18 protein-coding genes and 1 pseudogene are annotated in these 18,316 nt (G+C 38.7%); 13 read left to right on the top strand and 6 right to left on the bottom strand.

Annotated features, from left to right (window positions below; genetic code table 11):
- Positions 1-7 precede the first annotated feature (7 nt).
- The 4 genes from LY11_RS25255 to LY11_RS25240 all read right to left on the bottom strand — a co-directional run bounded on the left by LY11_RS25255 (position 8) and on the right by LY11_RS25240 (position 6,644).
- Positions 8-1,444, bottom strand: a complete 1,437-nt coding sequence (locus LY11_RS25255) for a SusD/RagB family nutrient-binding outer membrane lipoprotein (protein ID WP_111636368.1) — start codon at positions 1,442-1,444, stop codon at positions 8-10.
- 5 nt (positions 1,445-1,449) lie between these two features.
- Complete coding sequence (locus LY11_RS25250) at positions 1,450-4,881, bottom strand: SusC/RagA family TonB-linked outer membrane protein (RefSeq protein WP_245952888.1); 3,432 nt, start codon at positions 4,879-4,881, stop codon at positions 1,450-1,452.
- 132 nt (positions 4,882-5,013) lie between these two features.
- Complete coding sequence (locus tag LY11_RS25245) at positions 5,014-6,000, bottom strand: FecR family protein (protein WP_111636367.1); 987 nt, start codon at positions 5,998-6,000, stop codon at positions 5,014-5,016.
- A gap of 80 nt (positions 6,001-6,080) precedes the next feature.
- Positions 6,081-6,644, bottom strand: coding sequence for an RNA polymerase sigma factor (locus LY11_RS25240; protein WP_111636366.1), 564 nt, complete (start codon positions 6,642-6,644; stop codon positions 6,081-6,083).
- A gap of 200 nt (positions 6,645-6,844) precedes the next feature.
- Here LY11_RS25240 and LY11_RS25235 point away from each other — a divergent pair, with 200 nt between their 5' ends.
- The 3 genes from LY11_RS25235 (at position 6,845) to LY11_RS25225 (ending at position 8,394) form a co-directional block, all read left to right on the top strand.
- A complete protein-coding gene (locus LY11_RS25235; RefSeq protein ID WP_111636365.1) occupies positions 6,845-7,333 on the top strand; it encodes a hypothetical protein in 489 nt (162 codons plus the stop codon).
- 243 nt (positions 7,334-7,576) lie between these two features.
- Entirely contained in the window at positions 7,577-8,041 is a 465-nt protein-coding gene (locus LY11_RS25230; protein WP_111636364.1) for an NUDIX domain-containing protein, read from the top strand.
- Between the two features lie 74 nt (positions 8,042-8,115).
- Positions 8,116-8,394, top strand: a complete 279-nt coding sequence (locus LY11_RS25225; RefSeq protein ID WP_111636363.1) for a hypothetical protein — start codon at positions 8,116-8,118, stop codon at positions 8,392-8,394.
- Positions 8,395-8,445: 51 nt separating this feature from the next.
- On the opposite strand, the gene LY11_RS25220 is transcribed toward LY11_RS25225, so the two are convergent.
- Positions 8,446-8,625 carry a hypothetical protein gene (locus LY11_RS25220; RefSeq protein ID WP_111636362.1) on the bottom strand — a complete coding sequence of 60 codons (180 nt, stop codon included), beginning with the start codon at positions 8,623-8,625 and terminating at the stop codon, positions 8,446-8,448.
- 81 nt (positions 8,626-8,706) lie between these two features.
- Between LY11_RS25220 and LY11_RS25215 the strand changes: the two genes are divergently transcribed.
- The 9 genes from LY11_RS25215 to LY11_RS25170 all read left to right on the top strand — a co-directional run bounded on the left by LY11_RS25215 (position 8,707) and on the right by LY11_RS25170 (position 17,345).
- Complete coding sequence (locus LY11_RS25215) at positions 8,707-9,495, top strand: DUF72 domain-containing protein (protein WP_111636361.1); 789 nt, start codon at positions 8,707-8,709, stop codon at positions 9,493-9,495.
- 114 nt (positions 9,496-9,609) lie between these two features.
- The gene (locus LY11_RS25210; protein WP_111636360.1) at positions 9,610-9,900 is read left to right on the top strand and encodes a hypothetical protein; all 291 of its coding nucleotides are present in this window, start codon (positions 9,610-9,612) and stop codon (positions 9,898-9,900) included.
- 559 nt (positions 9,901-10,459) lie between these two features.
- Positions 10,460-11,239 (top strand): hypothetical protein, encoded by a 780-nt coding sequence (locus tag LY11_RS25205; protein ID WP_111636359.1) that lies wholly within the window; start codon positions 10,460-10,462, stop codon positions 11,237-11,239.
- Between the two features lie 255 nt (positions 11,240-11,494).
- The gene (locus LY11_RS25200) at positions 11,495-12,157 is read left to right on the top strand and encodes a DUF6266 family protein (RefSeq protein ID WP_111636358.1); all 663 of its coding nucleotides are present in this window, start codon (positions 11,495-11,497) and stop codon (positions 12,155-12,157) included.
- Between the two features lie 402 nt (positions 12,158-12,559).
- Positions 12,560-13,114, top strand: coding sequence for a C40 family peptidase (locus LY11_RS25190; protein ID WP_170132773.1), 555 nt, complete (start codon positions 12,560-12,562; stop codon positions 13,112-13,114).
- Positions 13,115-13,356: 242 nt separating this feature from the next.
- Positions 13,357-13,623 carry a helix-turn-helix domain-containing protein gene (locus LY11_RS25185; protein WP_111636357.1) on the top strand — a complete coding sequence of 89 codons (267 nt, stop codon included), beginning with the start codon at positions 13,357-13,359 and terminating at the stop codon, positions 13,621-13,623.
- 295 nt (positions 13,624-13,918) lie between these two features.
- Entirely contained in the window at positions 13,919-14,341 is a 423-nt protein-coding gene (locus tag LY11_RS25180) for a DUF3592 domain-containing protein (RefSeq protein WP_170132772.1), read from the top strand.
- 676 nt (positions 14,342-15,017) lie between these two features.
- Entirely contained in the window at positions 15,018-16,634 is a 1,617-nt protein-coding gene (locus LY11_RS25175; protein ID WP_111636355.1) for a hypothetical protein, read from the top strand.
- A gap of 24 nt (positions 16,635-16,658) precedes the next feature.
- A complete protein-coding gene (locus LY11_RS25170; RefSeq protein WP_111636354.1) occupies positions 16,659-17,345 on the top strand; it encodes a macro domain-containing protein in 687 nt (228 codons plus the stop codon).
- A gap of 34 nt (positions 17,346-17,379) precedes the next feature.
- Here LY11_RS25170 and LY11_RS25165 read toward each other — a convergent pair.
- A pseudogene (locus LY11_RS25165) lies at positions 17,380-17,591 on the bottom strand (DNA polymerase ligase N-terminal domain-containing protein); the annotation flags it as partial.
- A gap of 500 nt (positions 17,592-18,091) precedes the next feature.
- Between LY11_RS25165 and LY11_RS25155 the strand changes: the two are divergent.
- Positions 18,092-18,316: helix-turn-helix domain-containing protein (locus tag LY11_RS25155; RefSeq protein WP_146610918.1), on the top strand; the 225-nt coding region annotated here is incomplete at its 3' end.

Raw genomic sequence — 18,316 nt, 5'->3', positions numbered from 1 at the left:
TGAGCGATTAAGGTTTTTGCCACCATACTTTAGTGTATAAATCATCTGCACCCTGTATAGCTACAGCCGCAGAATAATTTGCACCATTGGTAGATTGCAGATAGACAGGATAATTTAAGCGGGAAGGCATCAGGCCGCCATTTGGCAAACCAAGACCTTTTGGTAACTGAGGATGACCTGTACGGCGATATTCAAACCATTGCTCCAGATCAGTCATAAACAGGCTGTAATATTTCTGCAAATGGATCAGCTCGAGTTTATCCTCCAAAGCTAAATTGTCAGCCCATTTCACATCTGCACCCTGCAAGTAGTTTTCAGGAACCGCATAGCCCCAGTAAGTAATCCCGCTGGTTACCCCGTTTTCATAATAACCTTTAGCCGTTCCGGTAGTAATCCAGCCTTTTGAAGCAGCTTCGGCCAATAGGAACTGGAGCTCCGCGTAGTTCAGGATATTACCCAGTAAAGGCTCAGACTGTAAGGCAACGGGTAAAGTAGATTTTCCTTCGGGCGCTTGTCCTACAGGATAGCCACTTGAAATGCCTTCATATTTTCCATTGTAAATGGTAGCCCACTTTGCAATTCGCGGATCGCCCCATTCCTTTAAGTTGTTGACAAAGAAATCAGCCAGTTTGGGCGTGTACCAATCGGCAGGCCGCCAGGTGGCAAAAGGCGAAACATAAGGCGCAGTACCTGACCACCTCAAAGCTGCCGACTCTGCATTACTGCTTATAATCGGGTAATCAGCACTGTTTACCTCTACAATATCCTTAATTTTTGCTACTGCTAAAGTTGGCGATTTAGCAGAAACCCGCATCAGCAATCTCAAATAAAGCGTATTGCCAAACTTGCGCCAGTTAGCTGCATTTCCTGCATATAGCGGATCACTTGAAGAAGGGATATTGGTGCCTGTTTTTAACAGCTCGTTAGCCATTTCCAGCTTTTTAAAAAGCTCCGGATAAATTACTTCCTGACGATCAAACTCAGGCATAAAAACACCTTCTTTAGCTTTAGTCGCATTGAAATAGGGGATGTCACCATAAGTATCAGTCAGTAATGAAAACACATAAGCCTGGCAGATCAGCGAGATCCCTTTGAAACTATTGCTGCCCAATTGTTCGCCACCTTTGTATATATCATTGAAATTCGAAAGTTCCAGATACCAGCTGTTCCAAAGATAATCACCCTCAGATTTACGGATGTCGTAACGGAAAACTTTCCCGTCTGTATCACCCATATCTACCGTTACCTGCATCAATTCGTTAGTGAGCCTTTGGCTGCGGCTCATATTTGCTTTTACAATATTTGCAATAGCAGGAGCAAGCAAAGCCTGCGGTAAAGCCTTTTCACTCGTATTAGGATTTACATTCAGCTCCTGAAAACCTTTTTTACAAGAGGTCACCGCTAAACATAAAATCAAACAGATTGTATAATTTTTGAGTCTCATATTCTTTAAATACCTATGTTTAAATTGATTCCAAAAGTTCGGGTAGCAGGGAACTGACCCAGTTCAAAGCCCTGGTTAATGGTACCATCGTTTAGTGTCCCAAACTCAGGATCAAAGCCCGGCCATTTCGTGATTGTCATCAAATCACGGCCGTAAATACCAATTGTAGCCCTTTGTAAACCGAATCTTCTCAATGTTTTTGGTTTAAAAGTATAGTCAAATCTGGCTTCACGGAGTTTGATAAAATCAGTAGAATAGGTAGCTCCCTCAATATTATCCCGGCCATAATGGGTAGTATAATAAGTAGTCATATCTTGTGCGATTACCGTGTTCGGGCTATAACTGCCATCTGGATTTTGCACTACACCTTTACCGATAATCCCGTTGTATCGTCCCGGAAGCGTGTTTGTCGTCTTTCCTTGTTCAGCTAAAACAGCTGCGGTAAGTGAATAACCTACTGCACCATATTGTGCATCTACCAGGAAACTCATTCCGAAATTCTTATAACGAAACTGGTTGCCTAAACTCGCTTTCCATTTAGGGGTGGTATTGCCGAGATAAAGCTGATCATCAGGGATGACCGGGTAACCATTGTTATAGACAATTTGTCCATCTGGCGACCGTTTGTAACCACGGCCATACAGATCACCCATGCTGCCTCCAATTTTAGCTACTATTGCACCGCGGCTGGCTGGCCCGGATTGTAAAATCAGGTTATCCAGACTATCTGTTAAAGCGATAATCTTGTTTCTGTTAGCGGTGAAAGTTCCGAAGATTGTCCATTTGAACCCATCTTTCTGATCTACCGGTGTACCATTCAACTCTACTTCTATCCCTTTGTTACGTACTTTTCCAGCATTTACATAAGCGTAGCTTACGCCCGAAGAACGATCTACGGTAGTTTTCAGGATCTGATCTTTGGTGTCACTTTTATATAGGGCGATGTTGATGCCCAGGCGGTTGTTTAAAAACCTCACATCAGTACCGACTTCGTAACTTGTGGTATATAAAGGTTTCAGATTGGTGTTGGTCAATACGGTTGGATTTTGGAGTCCACCGGGATAATTATCGGCTACATCATAAGTGAAAGAAGTGATATAAGGAGTTTGCTGACCACTGCCCACACCTGCTACCGAAGCCCTTAATTTGGCATAGGAAATGAATTTTGGCAATTTAAACATTTCAGAAACGATGCCACTCAGGTTTACTGAAGGATAGAAAAAGGAAACATTATCAGTAGATTTTGCGGTTGCCAGTACGCTGTTCCAGTCGTTACGGCCTGTAACATCTATAAATAAGTAATCTTTATAACTTGCTGTCGCAACTCCATAAAAACTGTTGATCCCATATTTACCCCGGTAAGGTTTTGGCGTTAACACACCTGCACTGTTAGCCAGGCTATAAATACCGGGATAGGTAAGCGAATCTGCACGAAGTTCGTCTTTGTTATAAGTGTTTTTTAACATGCTCCCTCCGGCAGAAACCGAGATTTTAAGATCCTTGTTCAGGTCTTTGTTGTAGCGGATTAAAAAATCGTTGGAAATCTCCTGGGAGAAGATGTTTTGTGTCCTGAACATTCCTTTTTTGAACTTCTCGGTATCAAATGGGCGTTGCTGAGAACGGGCATCATAAGAGAAGTCCATCGCACTGCGGATCATCAGGCTTAAATTCTTGGAGAAATTATACGTGGCCTGTACATTTCCGGTTAGTGCATTCCGGTTAGATTTGTTGAGCATTTCATGGGCAATCAGGTAAGGATTGTCAGGATAACTGCTAAAAGGATAGCTCTGTGCTACATTTTCTTTTCCGGGGGCCCAATAGTCTTTTAACCATCCGGCATCTGCGCTAGGTAACCAGAACATGTTCCAGTACATGATAGACTGGTTGTTGTAACCGGTAGAGGGGAGGTTATCGCTAAACTTGTTCGTATAGTTAACTTTGGTTGCGACCTGAAGTTTCTCGTTTACTTTATGAGTGGCAGACAGCGCGACGGTGTTACGGCCGTAACCTGTATTGGGGATGATCCATTTGTTGTCTACATTGGTTAGCGAAAGACGAAAAGTGGTCTGGTCATTTCCACCATCCAGGGTTACGCTGTTCGTGAAAGTACGGCCGCTCTGAAAGAAATCTTTTCTTGAGTTTTTATAGGGAATCCATGGGGTTCTCTCTTTTCCTGCGGTTTTAGTGATCGGGTCATACTGGAAAAAGGATTGTCCGTTAAACTTGGGCCCCCAGGCAGAACTTGTACTTCTGGTACTTGGGCCATCTTCTGTAACGCCAAAGGAGTAAAAGTTGGCACCATCGTTTCCTTGTCCGTATTCGTACTGGTAATCGGGCCAGCGGGAAATCGTTTCCATAGCGGTATTCGAGTTGACAGTTACCCCGATCCCATTTCTTTTTTTACCGGATTTAGTGGTAATGATGATCGCACCATTTGCACCGCGCTGTCCGTATAAAGCGGCGGCTCCCGGACCTTTTAATACGGTTACATTTTCTATATCGTCTGGGTTGATGTCGTTTAACCCACTGCCAAAGTCAATAGGCGATTCGCCTTGTAAATAGGCAGAGCTGCCACTTCCTGTAGTCCGGCCGCTGCCATGGTTGATTACCACACCATCTACTACAATTAAGGCATCGTTTTCGCCGGTCAGGTTACTTTCTCCCCGCAGGATGATTTTGTTTGACCCCGCCGGGCCACCGTTTGATCTGATCAGGTTCAGGCCGGCAACTTTACCGGACAACGCGTCTGTCCAGTTGTTGGACATGGCATCGGTCAACTGTTCGGTTTTTAAGACTTTGGTTGAATAACCAAGGGCCTTTTCTTCTCTTTTGATGCCGAGCGCTGTGACTACCACTTCATTTAAGGCGTTGGCAGATTCCTGCAGATGAAGGTTTAATAAGGTGTTATGGTTAGCTGTGATCTTGACCTTTTCGGTACGGGTATCATCAAAAGAGATGTATTTAGTGATGATGGTATAAGTTCCCGGATCAAGGTTGATACTATAGTTTCCGTCGTTGTTGGACTGGATAGTTTGTGCAGTTTCGAGTATCTTGATGGATACACCGGGAACTGGTTCAGCGTTTTGATCGGTTACTTTTCCTGTTAGTTTTCCTTTTACACTGTTGACGAGCAGGATGTTTTTAGCATCTGTTTGTTTGATGGTTAAGGATTGGTTGCGAAGTAACAGGCGCAATGTTTCTGCTACTGTTCTTTCAGCTTTTGGCAGGTTAACCTTTTGCTGATCATCTAACTGGCTGTTGTTATAGCTGATGGTCATGCCACTCAGCTTTTCGAGCTCATTAAAGGCTTTTTTAAAGGTGATACTGTTTGCGCCAAAGGTAATCATCTGGCTTGTTTGCGCGTTTGCTGTACTGATAAACAGGCTTAACCACAATAAAATTGCTGTACAGCCGAGCCATCGAATAGTATTATTCATATCTTTACTAAGTTTTGTACTTTTTTAATCGGGAGTTTAAAACATCATTTAAGGGCCGGGAACGTTACAGCGTTTTCCGGCTTCTTTGTTTTTTATGGGAGCGTAAATTTTAGTTCATCGTGTTTTCCTTTCTCATTTATAAAATATAATGGTGTTGTTTGATTTGGTGTAATGTGATCCGGTCAGGATAGCCAGTGTTTTGAGCATCTGGTCTACAGGTGTTTTATTGAATGACGTGGTTACTTTAATGGCCGCCATTGCAGGGTCTTCAAGTTCTATGTCAAGTTTATAGGTTCTTGCTATGGTAGAGGTGATTTCTTTGAGAGAGGCATTGTAGAAAACCATTCTGTAGTTTCTCCAATCGCAAATAGCTTCTGCATTGATCTCGTTTTTATTTGTTTTCCCGGTTTTGGTATCGATCTGGAGTTGCTGATCGGGCAAAAGGAAGTTGGTAACAGCAGGGTGGTTCTTTTCTTTGAATACGACACCTACTTTTCCTGTTTTTACGGTTACCGCTATGTGGCTTTCTTTAGGGAAGGCTTTGACATTGAAGGATGTGCCGAGAACAGTTGTACTTACTTTTCCAGTTTGGATAATGAAGGGCTGGGTGGTTTTGTGTTTGACATCGAAAAAGGCTTCTCCTTCCAGGATTACCAGTCTTTTGTGAGCAGCAAAATGTTTCGGGTATTTCAGTTTACTGCCTGCATTGAGGTAAACGATAGAACTGTCAGGCAGGATGAAGCTGCTTTGCTGGCCGTATGGATTGGTAATTTCGTTCAGCTGGTTTTGAGGGTTGGATTTATGGGTTTTGTACTGATTGATTCCAAAACCAATGATGAGTATCAGCGAGGCTGCCATGGCCAGTTTGGCGAATGGAAATTTACGCTTGACCGGTTGTTTGTTCTGGTTGATGTAGGCGGTGATTTTAGCCCAGTTGTTTTCCTGATTGACTGGACTTTTGTAATAGAGTTTTGACGCGTCCAGGATCAGGATAACTTCTCTGAACTCTGTTTCGTGTGCAGGGTTGCTGGCTACCCATTCTTGCAGGATAGTCAGATCTCTTTCTGTAATCGTTTGATGATAGTATTCAGTAATCAGCTGATAGTATAGTTCTTCCATTTCGTTCTTATCTGTAAGACAAGATTGACAGGGTGATTTACGTAGTGGAAAAGGTTAAGCTTATGTTATGAGTGTGTTAACTATTTTTTCTTTTCTGAAGTGGACAGCAGGGTGCGCAGAGACTTTATGGCCTGGTAAAGGGTAGTTTCTACGGTACGGACAGTAATGCCCAGGAGCGGGGCGATATTGGTTTTATCGATTTGCTCGATACGGCTCATTAAAAGGACTTCGCGCTGTCTTTCAGGGAGCAGGTTAATGAGGGACAGAATGCGTTGTTGCGATTCGCGGTTGGTCAGTATTTCAAATGGGGTAAGGTGCCCGGAAAGGAGTGTTTCATGATTTTCAAGGGGTTCGAGCAAGGGTTTGTGTTTTTTTAGATGGTTTAAGGACAGGTTTTTAGCAGCTTGGAACAGGTAGGGTTTTAGTAAGCGGATTTGCAGCTGCTTGCGGTTGTCCCAGAGGTTCATGAACAGGTCTGAGATCAGGACTTCGCTGATGGTGTTGTCTTTGGTGAATATGGTTGAGAATTGAGTTAATGGGGCGTAGTAACGGGAAAAGATAATTTGCAAGGAAAGGGTGTCGTCCTGGTGGAGCAAGGCAAGGAGTTCTTCGTCCGAAAAAACGTTGTAGTTGTGGGTTTTCATTGCCAGGTAAAGGTACGGGTCTAGTGTTACGGGGATGTTAAGTTTGAAGGGGGGCAATTTATATCCGGAGCTAGTCTCAGCGAACCGGTGATTTTGTGTTTTTGAAATTGTAATGTTTTTAATAAATTTCTGATTAATAATAATTTAAATTGCATTATTGTTTAATTTGCATTACAGTGTATAAACTTAGTAATGTCAATATGAAAAAACTATTAATCGCAAGTTGCCTTTTATCCTTAGTTTGTCTGGGAAATAATGTTTCTGCCCAGCTCAAAGTGGGAAGAACTAAAGAACAAATTAATGAAGACAAAAAAAGCATAACACCCCAGCTAATTGGATCGAATAATCCTATAACGCCAACATTTCAGTTATATCGCTTAGGAAAGACAGTTGAAATTCTGGCATTTACTGATGATATAAATGGAACCCGAAAAGTTGCATTTGCTTCTGTTAAAGATGAAAAAGATTTTTATGATTATGTATTAGGGCTTTTTGATGATTTCAAAAACAATGAATTTTCGATTGGAAAAACACGTATCGTTCCATTAAAAATGGGCAAAATATTGGGTACAAAAAATTTAGCATTTGATTTTTATATAGACGGTGATTCCCACGCTTACAAATCATTGGTTATCGGAAAATCAGGTTGGGAAAGACTGTTTAAAAAATCAATAATTAACGAGAAATAAAACACCAGCTTATATAAATTTTAAAGGTGTAAGGAATTAGGTTTTTAACCTTTTACCTTACACCTTTTTTATTATTTCGTAAGGTTTTTTCAGAACCAGACATTATCCGGAGGCACCGCTTTTGTCAGATTTTGGACTTAAGTGTTTGATTAATCTGGATGCTTATTTAAGGGGGATTGTTATCTGTTTAAACAATTATTTGGTCTGTATGTTGGATTAGTATTTGACCTTATAATCAGCTTTATGAAATCTATCAGTGCGGGAATATTGTTATATCGTATTAATGCTGAGCTGACTGAGGTATTTTTGGTTCATCCTGGTGGCCCTTTTTTTCGGCATAAGGATAAAGGCTACTGGACAATCCCTAAGGGGGAGCCTGTTGCGCAAGAGGAATTGCTATCCACTGCTTTGCGTGAGTTTTATGAGGAAACTGGTTATTCACCGGCAGGTGATTTTAAGGAATTGAAGTCTATTGTACAGAAAGCTGGAAAAGTAGTGTATTGCTGGGCGGTAGCTGGAGATTTAAATCCTTCAAGTATGGTTTGTAATACTTTCGCTTTGGAGTGGCCACCCCGGTCTGGGAAAGTTGTGGATTTTCCAGAGGTTGATAAAGGAAATTGGTTTTGTATGGATCAGGCGAGACTGCTTATTAATTCGAGGCAAATCAGCTTTTTGGATGAACTGGAAGAAATGCTGAAAATTGGCTGATGGGATAAGTCAGTATGTTTTAAAACATTATTTCCTGGAGTGTGTTTAGTAGAAATTAACCAATTTTATAGAGGATGAATAGGAAAGATTTTAATTTAAATGCAGAGCATTCTGATGTTGTTCGGAAAGATGATCTTACCCGGGGAATTAAAGACGTTGATGTTGATCAAATTCCCGGACCGGCTGGAACTGACGTTAATTTAGATGGTGTTCAACAAACTTCTAACTTGTATCCGCTTGAACAGGAGCTGGATAGGGAAGGGGCTACTGGTCATGAGGATGAAGATTTAGGCATCAATTCTGATGGAACCAATCCTGGTACTGAATATTTCCCACCGTTGAATGAGTCTTGATCGGATTGATGTTGGTGTGTTAAATTAATGTTGGTATGGTAATGGTCTGAGTTATGAGCCTTGGCTTTGGTCGTTTTTGCCATGAAGCAGGTTTTCTGTCTGCTTTTTAAGCTCCTGGAGTTTTTCATTAACTTTTACAGTTTTCACTTTTAGCTCGGCAGATTTTTCTAAAAGCGCTTCAGTGAATTTTTTATTTTGGATTGAAGCTGAATTGTCTTGTTGATTTTCCATGTTATTAGCTTTTAGTGTGGTATAATTAATAACGTCTTTATCTGTTAATTATTGGGATGGTCTATTTTAGTATTTGCTGTTATGGGAAAAAATAATGTTCCTGCTTACTATTCAGGTACCAGTGGTTTGCTGTTACCTGTGCGTAATAAGCTTTTTTATCCGGAGGAATTTAAAGAAAAAAGCAGGTTGTGTTTTTACTCTTCGATGATGAACAGTATTGAGATCAATAGTTCTTTTTATAAAATACCAATGGCATCAACTGTTGCGAAATGGGCTATGGATGTTCCGGAAAATTTTAGATTTACCTTTAAGCTTCCTAAGATAATCACACACAATAAGGGGCTTGCTTTTGATCCTGAATCTGTAAAAAAATTTATGGAGGTTATTTCTTTGGCAGGTGATAAGAAGGGTTGTTTGCTAGTGCAGTTTCCCCCTGCTGTACGTATTGGAAATTTAAATCAGCTGACTTTATTAATGGCTTGTCTGCGTGAATGCGATAAAGCTGGTGAATGGAATATTGCGCTGGAGTTTCGCCATGTATCTTTGTATTGCGATCAGGTTTATCGCTTACTTGATGAATATGGTTTGGGAATGGTGATACAGGATAAACCACCTGCCAATACACCAATGCTGGATACAGATCTCAACTTTGTATACTTGCGTTTCCACGGGCCTGGAGGAAGTTACAGGGGAAGTTATCAGGATGATTTAATGTCTGAATACGCCGCTTATATCCGGGAATGGATGGCCGAAGGAAAAACCGTGTATGCTTATTTCAATAATACTATGGGTGAGGCAATTGCTAATTTATTTACATTGAAAGATTTGGTTCTTGGGACTATAAGAGATGATACCTCAATGCGAAAATGAGGGGGCGGAAGAATCAGCTGCTAATTTACTGAACGGAGAACCAGTTAATTTAATTGAAAACATTCAAATTTGAAGGTTGTTATTTAGGCATTCAATAATAAATCATTTATACTTATGGATCCTTTTAATATCGTAATTAAGGTTGAAGACAGGCAGATTGACTTGAATATTCATCCCCAATTGGGTGATAATTTTAAAGTGATTTATCATGGCGGCTTAATCGGTGAAATGTTCCTGCATAATGGCTTTTGGCAGGCGGTTTCCGCTGATGATTTGAATTCAGATGGCTATATTAATTATGAGTATAATGAGGACTCCGGACATGCGGATATTTTATTCGATCAGACTGTAATTGCGCAAATCGGAAGGGAAATTGATGCGGTGCTGGGTAGAGCGTCTAGTTGATTGTTTCCTTTAATTACTCAAACGAAACGTGCTTAATTTTGAATAATCTTCTGTTTTCGTAATATCAATTTTTCTGATGCTAAAAATACCTTATTTGGATTATCCAGCTCAACTTGCATAAGCAAAAGCTGTGCTGTCTTCTAAAATAAAGAGTTTCCCCCAATCTGGTTTGAGTCCTGGTAAACTTCCATCTGTTGATTTAGCTTTCTCTATATTATACATCCGGGTACTGCCTGAGTACTGCCCGAGTACTCGTTAGGGTAAGAGCAATGCTAAAGTAACGTGAGAGCATGGCAAGTCCAATTAAAAACAACTAGTTGAAAAGACTTGGAGTACCTATGGTTAAAGGCTGTTTAAAGCTTGGTCTTACATCGAGCACTACTTAGGCACAAATAAAGCATGACTAGTTGAAGACTGAAGAACTTTTTAATTTTTCCTTTGACCAGAACATGGACAACTACGGACAATTGCAGACAGCCGCGGACAATTATGGACATTGCCTGCTTAGGATGATACTCTTTAGCACAAATGCTTTACATTAATAAAAAAGCAAATATGTATGGCAATTTTCGACGGTAAATTTTTAAAGGGAATCCTGGGGGATTTCATTTTTAAAGTGATAGATGGGGTACAGGTTGTTTCAAAAAGACCTGTGCCAGGCACAATGAAACAATCAGTGGAAACCAAAAAGGCATCAGAGAATTTTCGTAAAAGTAGCATGCTTGGAAAACATATCAGAGGCATATTTCATAATACGCTCGGTGGAATGAACGAAACAAGTTATGCTTTTCGATTCACCAGTGCGCTGACTACAGCCCTTACAGCATGTGATAATCCTACAAAAACGGCATACCTTTTTAAGCGAAACAGTTTTGGTAATTTAGCCGGTTTTGAATTTAATATTAAATCTCCTGTAAAAAAGATTTTGAATTTAAAACCGAAAATCGAACTCAATCAGGGAATTATGAAGATTGTTTATTATGAGTCAGGTAACGCGCCAAAATTGCGTTTTCCAAAGCATGCAACTCAATGCAAACTAACATTCGTAGTCGGATTAATCCGGCTGAAAGACGGTAAAAGAATTCTTAATCCGGAAAAACATAGCATTACCCTTAAAAAGAACGAAGAATTAATAAATCGGATTGATTTTTCTTTTAAAATTCCAGACGGTTGTCTAAGCATCGCTGTAATGTTTTTGAGTTTCTATAATGGTGTTACCTTGTTAAATAGTAAATCATTTAATCCCGCAGTCATATGTGATGCAATCTTAAGTCCCGGCACTTTTACCAATCAGGATAATCGTTCATGGATAGAAATGCCAGGTTTGAACTTCGATTAATTTTGCAGCAGCTATGATCAAAGGCTCTCCTTAACCGGGGGGCCTTTCTTGTTTTAATCCTGTTTTTAATAAATAAAGCTTTTTCAGTGCTTGACAATTGCGGTCAAATCCGGTCAATTGCGGACAATAACGGACTATTGCGGTCAATTTATTTTTCAGCTAATTTATTGATATACTTTCGTTTAACAAGTTTAAGCGGCCGGCATGCTATTGACTTGAATTAATAGAATAATTCATTGTTTAAAATTAAAGAAAATGGGAAAGATCAGAACAGGAATCCTTGGTGGATTCTCAGGAAAAGTAGGAACAGTAATCGGTGCCAGGTGGCGTACGCTGGATGTAATGAAAAGTTTGCCAAAAAAAACCAGTAAGCTACCAGTCAGATCACAAATTGATCAACGTAATAAATTTGGCTTAATAACAAGGTTTTTAGGTGCTGTTAGTGAGGTTGTGAGTAAAGGATACCAATCTGGCAACAAACTGTCTGGCCCGATGAATGAAGCGGTTAAATTCAATCTGAAGGAAGCTATCTCAGGTGTGTCTCCATTATTTACGATCAATTATGCTACGTTACAACTGACTCTTGGAAAGTTGGATAGTCCACAAGACCTTTTAGCAGTGCCAGTTTTAGGCCGTAAAGTAGCAATCAGCTGGGCCTATGATCCTTTGGACTTTAACACAGAAGATGAACGTTTGCAGCGTTCTACGGATAGAGCCAGTATAATAATTTACGATGAAACGAAGGATTATTTTCTAATTCCATCAACCGTGGTAAGAACAGCTGGTAAATTAGAAGCACGTATGCTGTCTAAAACTATCGTCGGTAACACTTTACATTGCTGGTTTTACCTTTCTTCGTCAGATGGTAAAAAGGTAAGTACTAGTGTTTATCTGGGATCTGTCAAAGCTATTGCTTAGGATTTGAATAAACCGGCAAGCTGACGAGTTTGCCGGTTTATATAATAAGACTGCTAATAACTAATAAATTCTTAAAATTTAAAATGTGATGAAAATAAAAACTATAGAATTGCCGGGTATAATTAAATTATCGCCGGTTGTCAATACCTCCTTAAAAAGATCGGAACCCAGAATGATATTCGCAGTTTTGCTGTTAATGTGGTGCTTTGCGCCCAGGTTTCTCAACTTGTTTGATGAAAGGGTAGGTAGCATAGATCAAAGTATCTGGCTATTGATTTTATTGAGCATGATTAGCTTTCTTTTAATAACCGCTTTATCGTGGTGGTTATTACAATGGTTTTGGCTACTTATGAAATTACCCGCTCTAACATTTATGGTTTCACAATTTAATTTTTTACCGTCATGGCAACAATTAGGCTTTTACTGGGCATCCTTTGCTTTGTTATTATTAGCGGCTTCGGCTTGCTTGATCGCAGTCTGTTAAATAACAAATTTAGCTTCAACGCTCTGGAGTGTCACAAAAGAGAGCTTCTTGTTCGTATTGCGGAAAAAGAAATAGGGGTGAGGGAAATAACCGGAAATAATGACGGCTTTCGTGTAGAGACTTATTTGACCAGTGTAAGTTTAAAAAAAGGGCAGCCCTGGTGCGCAGGTTTTGTAAGCTGGGTATTTGCACAGGCTGGATATGATAAACCACGATCAGGATGGACACCAGATCTTTTCCCTTTATCCCGTTTAGCTCGTTCTGCTTTACCAGGTAATTTGCTGGGTATATACTTTGTTAAATTAAAAAGGATAGCTCATGTTGGGTTGATAGTTAATCAAAAAGGAGATTGGGTAAATAGTGTAGAAGGTAACACGAATATTCAGGGCAGCAGGGAAGGTGATGGGGTTTATAGAAAAAAGAGACATATCAAGACTATTTATAGAATTTCTGATTGGGTAAAAGTTGATTAATATTAACTTTTGTCAATTACACTTAATTGTGTAATTATATAATTATTATTAAATAAGATATTGTGTTTTCTTTTTGATAAATAATATTTATTATATTACTATGCTATTAAACCTGTTTCTTTTGAAAAACGTAAAATTATTTTGCAAAAGAGTTGTAAATACTTTTTTGATTATTCCTCCCTAATGTGACTATTTAACAATCGTTAAATAATTCAGATAGTTTAAAATTTAATCATGCGAATATGGAAATGAACGATAAAGTGAATTTGTTGATAAATGTCCTGGCTGAAATGATGAATGTGAAAAAGCAGGAGAAATTTGTTGCCCATGAAAGAAATTTGTTAGATACCAATGATGTGAAATCTATGTTCCGTATTAGCGACCGTACTTTAAGAAGATGGCGAAATAAAAAGTTATTGAAGTCAGTGATTATTGTCGGCTGCCTTTATTACAGAAGAGAAGATGTGATGAGCTTAATGGTAAGTAAATTCAGGGATGAGATAAAATGAAGATTAGATTTCCACCAACAAAGGATCTTAGTAAATTAAACAAATTATAGTCGATGTTATATCACGTAGCATCGACTATAATTAACAGGAATATTAATTAAGCTTCTTTCAGGACGAGACAAGTTTTGTCAAAAGCTTTGCAAAGCTCATGTACAAATGGAAAATATCACTAATTTTATTCATAAGATCAATCGAACTCGGGTTAAAATTAGATAAAATCATTATCATTCTGATCAAAACCAGCTATTTACAAGTGAAATTTATTATATATTTGTGTAATTATAGCTATATGTTAATGCAATCGACTCAAAAGAAAATAGCAAGTCTTATTTTTATAATTGTGGGTATATTACTTATTGTCGCTGACTTAGTAATGGCAAATAGTAATCTGGAATTTATCCGAAAAGGTGTCGTGACTGAAGGTGTTGTGATTCTTACTAAATATGGGAGATTTCATCCGGACATTAGGTTTAATACCACTAATAGTGAAATGATTACTTTCCCACAGAATGGCTTTAATAAGGGGTATAGGGTGCATGATACGATGTCAGTATTATATGACCCTAATCACCCGAATAATGCTTGTATCAATAGTTTTGGCCCTTTATGGGGTGGTTATCTTGCTTTTCTGGTTATAGGTCTTTTATTTGTCGTATCAGGTACCATTAAACTGCTGTATCCAAATACGAGATGGTTGTATTTTAATTTTGAAAAATAAGATTAAGTAATGGTTCTGTTTGCCCATGAAATTTGGTGGTGTTAAATAGGTAAGTTAACACTACAGCACAGGTTGAGTTTCCTGTATTTCTTTCCATCGGTGGGGTAAAGGTTCTTGAATCTACGCTGCCCAGAAATACCCTCTATGTGTAGTACACATAGAGGGTAAATCACTAAAACCGACTACAGAAGCCCAAAAGAAACAGCGTTTGAAGTTTCGTTTAAAGGGTTCATTTGTTGCACGTTTAAATGATCTGGTCGGTATTGGAAATTTTTCAGGAAGAGAAAAGATGGACCTACGCCAGGCATATTATTGCCAAAGCGATTTTAAATGAGGGATTGTTTTATTGGGGAGTACCCTGATCTCAGGGTTGATTATGAAAGTGTAACGTTGAGCATGGGAAAATTGGGGGTTGTCGAATTACAGGACTCTTATAAAGCCTGGAGTAACCAATAACAATACATGGCATAGCAATTCATGCTGATTTGGTCATCGGTCAAGACATATTACAGACATCGTAGAAATTCCAGGTGTGATCGAAGGTTAAATATCTGGATAAGAATTTAAGCAAATTCTTGCGTAATTCCTTTAACTGTAGGTTTTGGTAAAGACTTTTACAGGCTTGTCTGGTAGCAAATAAGTTAATTAGTTTGTATATTAGGTAATGTAAAAAAGAATGAGCAACCCAATTATGTCACTATTCAACGACCTGTTCAAAGCAGGAATAATTAAAGAACAAGAAGTTGTAGAATTAAATAAGGCCCTGGAACACAGTACATCTGAGCCTAATGAAATTTTGGAGGTCTTATATAGGTTTTATCAGGAGAAAATATCAGCTGACAAGCATAATACGGGCACTGTTTGGACGAGCAGTCTGCCACAGGAAGGCCATAAGGATTATTTTCCAGATGAACCCATGTTTCTGAAGTTTGTCGAGATTCTTTATCGGAATGAAGTATTATCTGAGATTGCTTATCAGAAGATAAAAAGAGCGCCTCTGAAAGGAGATCAATTCAGCTATTGCTCCGTGCTGTATTTATCCATTGAATTCATGTCCTTTTCCAGATTTTTCAGCTTGGAGGAGCAATTGGCATTTGCTGAGTTGCTCAGCGCGGAAAGCCCTAATGGTTCTGGCCGATTGATTAATGACCAGGAGAAAGAAAAATTATTCTTAGATATAAAGACTGGTAAGCTTAAAACCAATCTCGATTTTTTCAGCTATTGCCATGGATGCAGGTTTATTGAACTCTCCGCTTATAAGAATAAGGAACAGGATCTATTAAAAAACCTGGTTAAAATATTAAACGAATTGATTGATGACGCATTCTCTATCATAGAAATAACAACTTATAAGGAAGACTTTAAGGGAGCGCGTGATGATTGCAATAAACAGAGGACAGTGATTATTGATACTGGGAACAGAAAGCATCAGTATCACTCCATATTTTTTGAGAAAGAAAGCCGTACCGAGTATAATCCCAAGATGTTCATATATGATATTTTGCGTTGTGTAAATCAGATGCTAGCTGATTACAACCGGAATTACAGGTTGACCGGAATCTCCAATAATTTACATGAACAACTATTTCAAGATAGCAAATCTCCATTTGCCATTTGTCGTTTCCGAGAGGAAAACAATAATGTCCTGGATTTTTATGATATGCACCAAAGATTTTTAATCCATAATTTTTCTCCGCTATTATACAGATCCCCTCTATCTTACACGCATATACAATATGCTTTCTATCACATCAAAAATTGTGGTTTATTATTCCACTTAGGGGATGAACAGCTTGATACGATCATGAGTGATGTTTATAAAAATACTTATAATACTATAAGAGATCTGTTTGATGTTTTTCCGGATATGACCGCATTTGCCAGTCACATGATAAATGCCGGGCAGAAACCATATCGCGATTTTCTATTGGCACTAAACCGCATTTCACATGGTATACTAAACTTCACAGAAATTAGCGATGGAATTCCTGGACAGTTTAATTTTGGAACATCAGCAACTTTCAGGATTTCTTTCAACTGTAATGGTAATTATTATGAATTGGATTACGATTTAATTGGTAAAGAATTTAATAACAAAATAATTTACTATGTCATTAATGAGATTATCCAAAAGCAGTACAACGAATATCAGCTCATTCAATTAGCTAATAACAGCCATCAATCTAATGCTTATTTATTTGTAACAAAACAGCAAAGGGAATATTTGGAAAGTAAGAAAATCATAGAGATTGAACACTGTGGGTTTCACGGTCCTGCTTCAATTTTGGTTTAACTTTTTGAATTATACAGACAAGAAATGGCAGTAAAACGTATAAAAGGAAATATTTTCAATACAAAGTGTCAAACCATTGTGAACACCGTGAATTGTGTTGGCGTAATGGGCAAAGGAATTGCCTTTGTGCATAGACTTCGTTATCCAAAAATGTATGAAGAATACAAAGAGCATTGTAAAAATAAACTCATCAAAACAGGTTCATTGTGGCTTTATACGAAACAAGAAAATGCACCCTGGATTTTAAGTTTTCCCACAAAGGTTCATTGGAAATATCCAAGCAAAATAGAATGGATTGAACAAGGCTTACAAAAATTCGCAGGAACCTACCAGAAGAAAGGAATTACCTCGATCGCCTTTCCTTTACTAGGCACGCACAACGGAGGATTAGACACAAACGAAGTAAAAAGACTTATAGACGAGTATTTAGGAAAATGTGCCATAGACATCGAAATATACGATTATGACCCAAATGAAACAGACGATTTATTTGCATTGTTCAAAACAAAATGGTCATCATTAGATGAGAAAATAATCAAAGCAGAAACAGGTATACAACCACAATACGCAAGAAAAATTTCAGAGATAATTCAAAACGGAGAAATAAACTCAATGATTACATTAGCTAATTATGACGGTATTGGAGAAAAGACATTAGAAAAAGCATTTGGATATGTACTTAATACAAACACGCTCACCCCGGGCTTTTAATTGTATAATACATCTTTGTTTGATCTTAGTTGGTGTACTCACCCTTTGGAATAATCCCCTCGAAGTCTTTATAATCAAAAGGATGATCTTCCACCATCATGGCCAGTCGCTTGGTCTTAGGGTCCGTAGATGGTCCCTTTAGAACAGAATTACAAATTGGAGTTTACCAATGGGCTTTGGTTTGCCAGATTTAGGTTCAGCGGTCTTGTTAAAATCACGTTTTTAGTTGTATTTTTTTAGACTTATACTCTTAAAGATTAGCAACTATTCTAACATCTTTACAACTATAAAGTTTGGAAAATCCAAGTAAATCTCGATCTATGAGGCTGATTTACACGGATTACAGTTCATCTAGCAATATCCAGACGGGTGCGTGATCGCTGGAATGTGGCCATCCACGGACTTCCTTATCGACACCTGCCGCCTTTAAACGTGAGGAAAGCGAATCGTTTAATAAGAAATGGTCTAAACGTAACCCAGCGTTCCTATCAAAGGCATGACGAAAGTAGTCCCAAAAGGTATAGATTCTTTGGTCGGGATATAATTTGCGGAGCGCGTCTACCCAGCCCGTTTTTTGTAGTGATGCGAACTGCTTGCGTACTTCTGGACTAAAAAGTGCATTTTCAACATATTTTTCGGGCTTGTGTATATACCGATTGAAAAGTGTACCAATATCCAGTTGAAAAGTGTACCAGTTAGCAAGGATTAAATCGTCCCTTTAGAATGAACTAAAGGAACCATAATTCATGTTAGAAGTGGAGACAAATCATAAGATTATATTACTCTATTATCGAGAAGGGCTCAGCCAGCGGAAAATAGCAAAGCAACTCCATATTCACCGTAGAACCGTGCGGGAGCGACTGGCAGAATATGAGTTGTTCAAGTCTTCTCCCTTAAGTGATCAGGATAAACCCTCTTCTTTGTTGAACCAATATCTACGGACAGGTTCAGTTTACAATAGTGCCAACCGT

It is taken from the genome of Pedobacter cryoconitis (assembly GCF_003259615.1).
GTDB classification, from domain to species: domain Bacteria; phylum Bacteroidota; class Bacteroidia; order Sphingobacteriales; family Sphingobacteriaceae; genus Pedobacter; species Pedobacter cryoconitis.
The sequence above is the reverse complement of the archived record's forward strand: the minus strand, read 5'-3'. Positions and strand labels throughout refer to the sequence as shown.

Coding starts and splice junctions, on each gene's coding strand:
- LY11_RS25255 (WP_111636368.1), bottom strand. CDS start 1,444: ATGAGACTCAAAAATTATACAATCTGTTTGATTTTATGTTTAGCGGTG.
- LY11_RS25250 (WP_245952888.1), bottom strand. CDS start 4,881: ATGAATAATACTATTCGATGGCTCGGCTGTACAGCAATTTTATTGTGG.
- LY11_RS25245 (WP_111636367.1), bottom strand. CDS start 6,000: ATGGAAGAACTATACTATCAGCTGATTACTGAATACTATCATCAAACG.
- LY11_RS25240 (WP_111636366.1), bottom strand. CDS start 6,644: ATGAAAACCCACAACTACAACGTTTTTTCGGACGAAGAACTCCTTGCC.
- LY11_RS25235 (WP_111636365.1), top strand. CDS start 6,845: ATGAAAAAACTATTAATCGCAAGTTGCCTTTTATCCTTAGTTTGTCTG.
- LY11_RS25230 (WP_111636364.1), top strand. CDS start 7,577: ATGAAATCTATCAGTGCGGGAATATTGTTATATCGTATTAATGCTGAG.
- LY11_RS25225 (WP_111636363.1), top strand. CDS start 8,116: ATGAATAGGAAAGATTTTAATTTAAATGCAGAGCATTCTGATGTTGTT.
- LY11_RS25220 (WP_111636362.1), bottom strand. CDS start 8,625: ATGGAAAATCAACAAGACAATTCAGCTTCAATCCAAAATAAAAAATTC.
- LY11_RS25215 (WP_111636361.1), top strand. CDS start 8,707: ATGGGAAAAAATAATGTTCCTGCTTACTATTCAGGTACCAGTGGTTTG.
- LY11_RS25210 (WP_111636360.1), top strand. CDS start 9,610: ATGGATCCTTTTAATATCGTAATTAAGGTTGAAGACAGGCAGATTGAC.
- LY11_RS25205 (WP_111636359.1), top strand. CDS start 10,460: ATGGCAATTTTCGACGGTAAATTTTTAAAGGGAATCCTGGGGGATTTC.
- LY11_RS25200 (WP_111636358.1), top strand. CDS start 11,495: ATGGGAAAGATCAGAACAGGAATCCTTGGTGGATTCTCAGGAAAAGTA.
- LY11_RS25190 (WP_170132773.1), top strand. CDS start 12,560: ATGGCAACAATTAGGCTTTTACTGGGCATCCTTTGCTTTGTTATTATT.
- LY11_RS25185 (WP_111636357.1), top strand. CDS start 13,357: ATGGAAATGAACGATAAAGTGAATTTGTTGATAAATGTCCTGGCTGAA.
- LY11_RS25180 (WP_170132772.1), top strand. CDS start 13,919: ATGCAATCGACTCAAAAGAAAATAGCAAGTCTTATTTTTATAATTGTG.
- LY11_RS25175 (WP_111636355.1), top strand. CDS start 15,018: ATGAGCAACCCAATTATGTCACTATTCAACGACCTGTTCAAAGCAGGA.
- LY11_RS25170 (WP_111636354.1), top strand. CDS start 16,659: ATGGCAGTAAAACGTATAAAAGGAAATATTTTCAATACAAAGTGTCAA.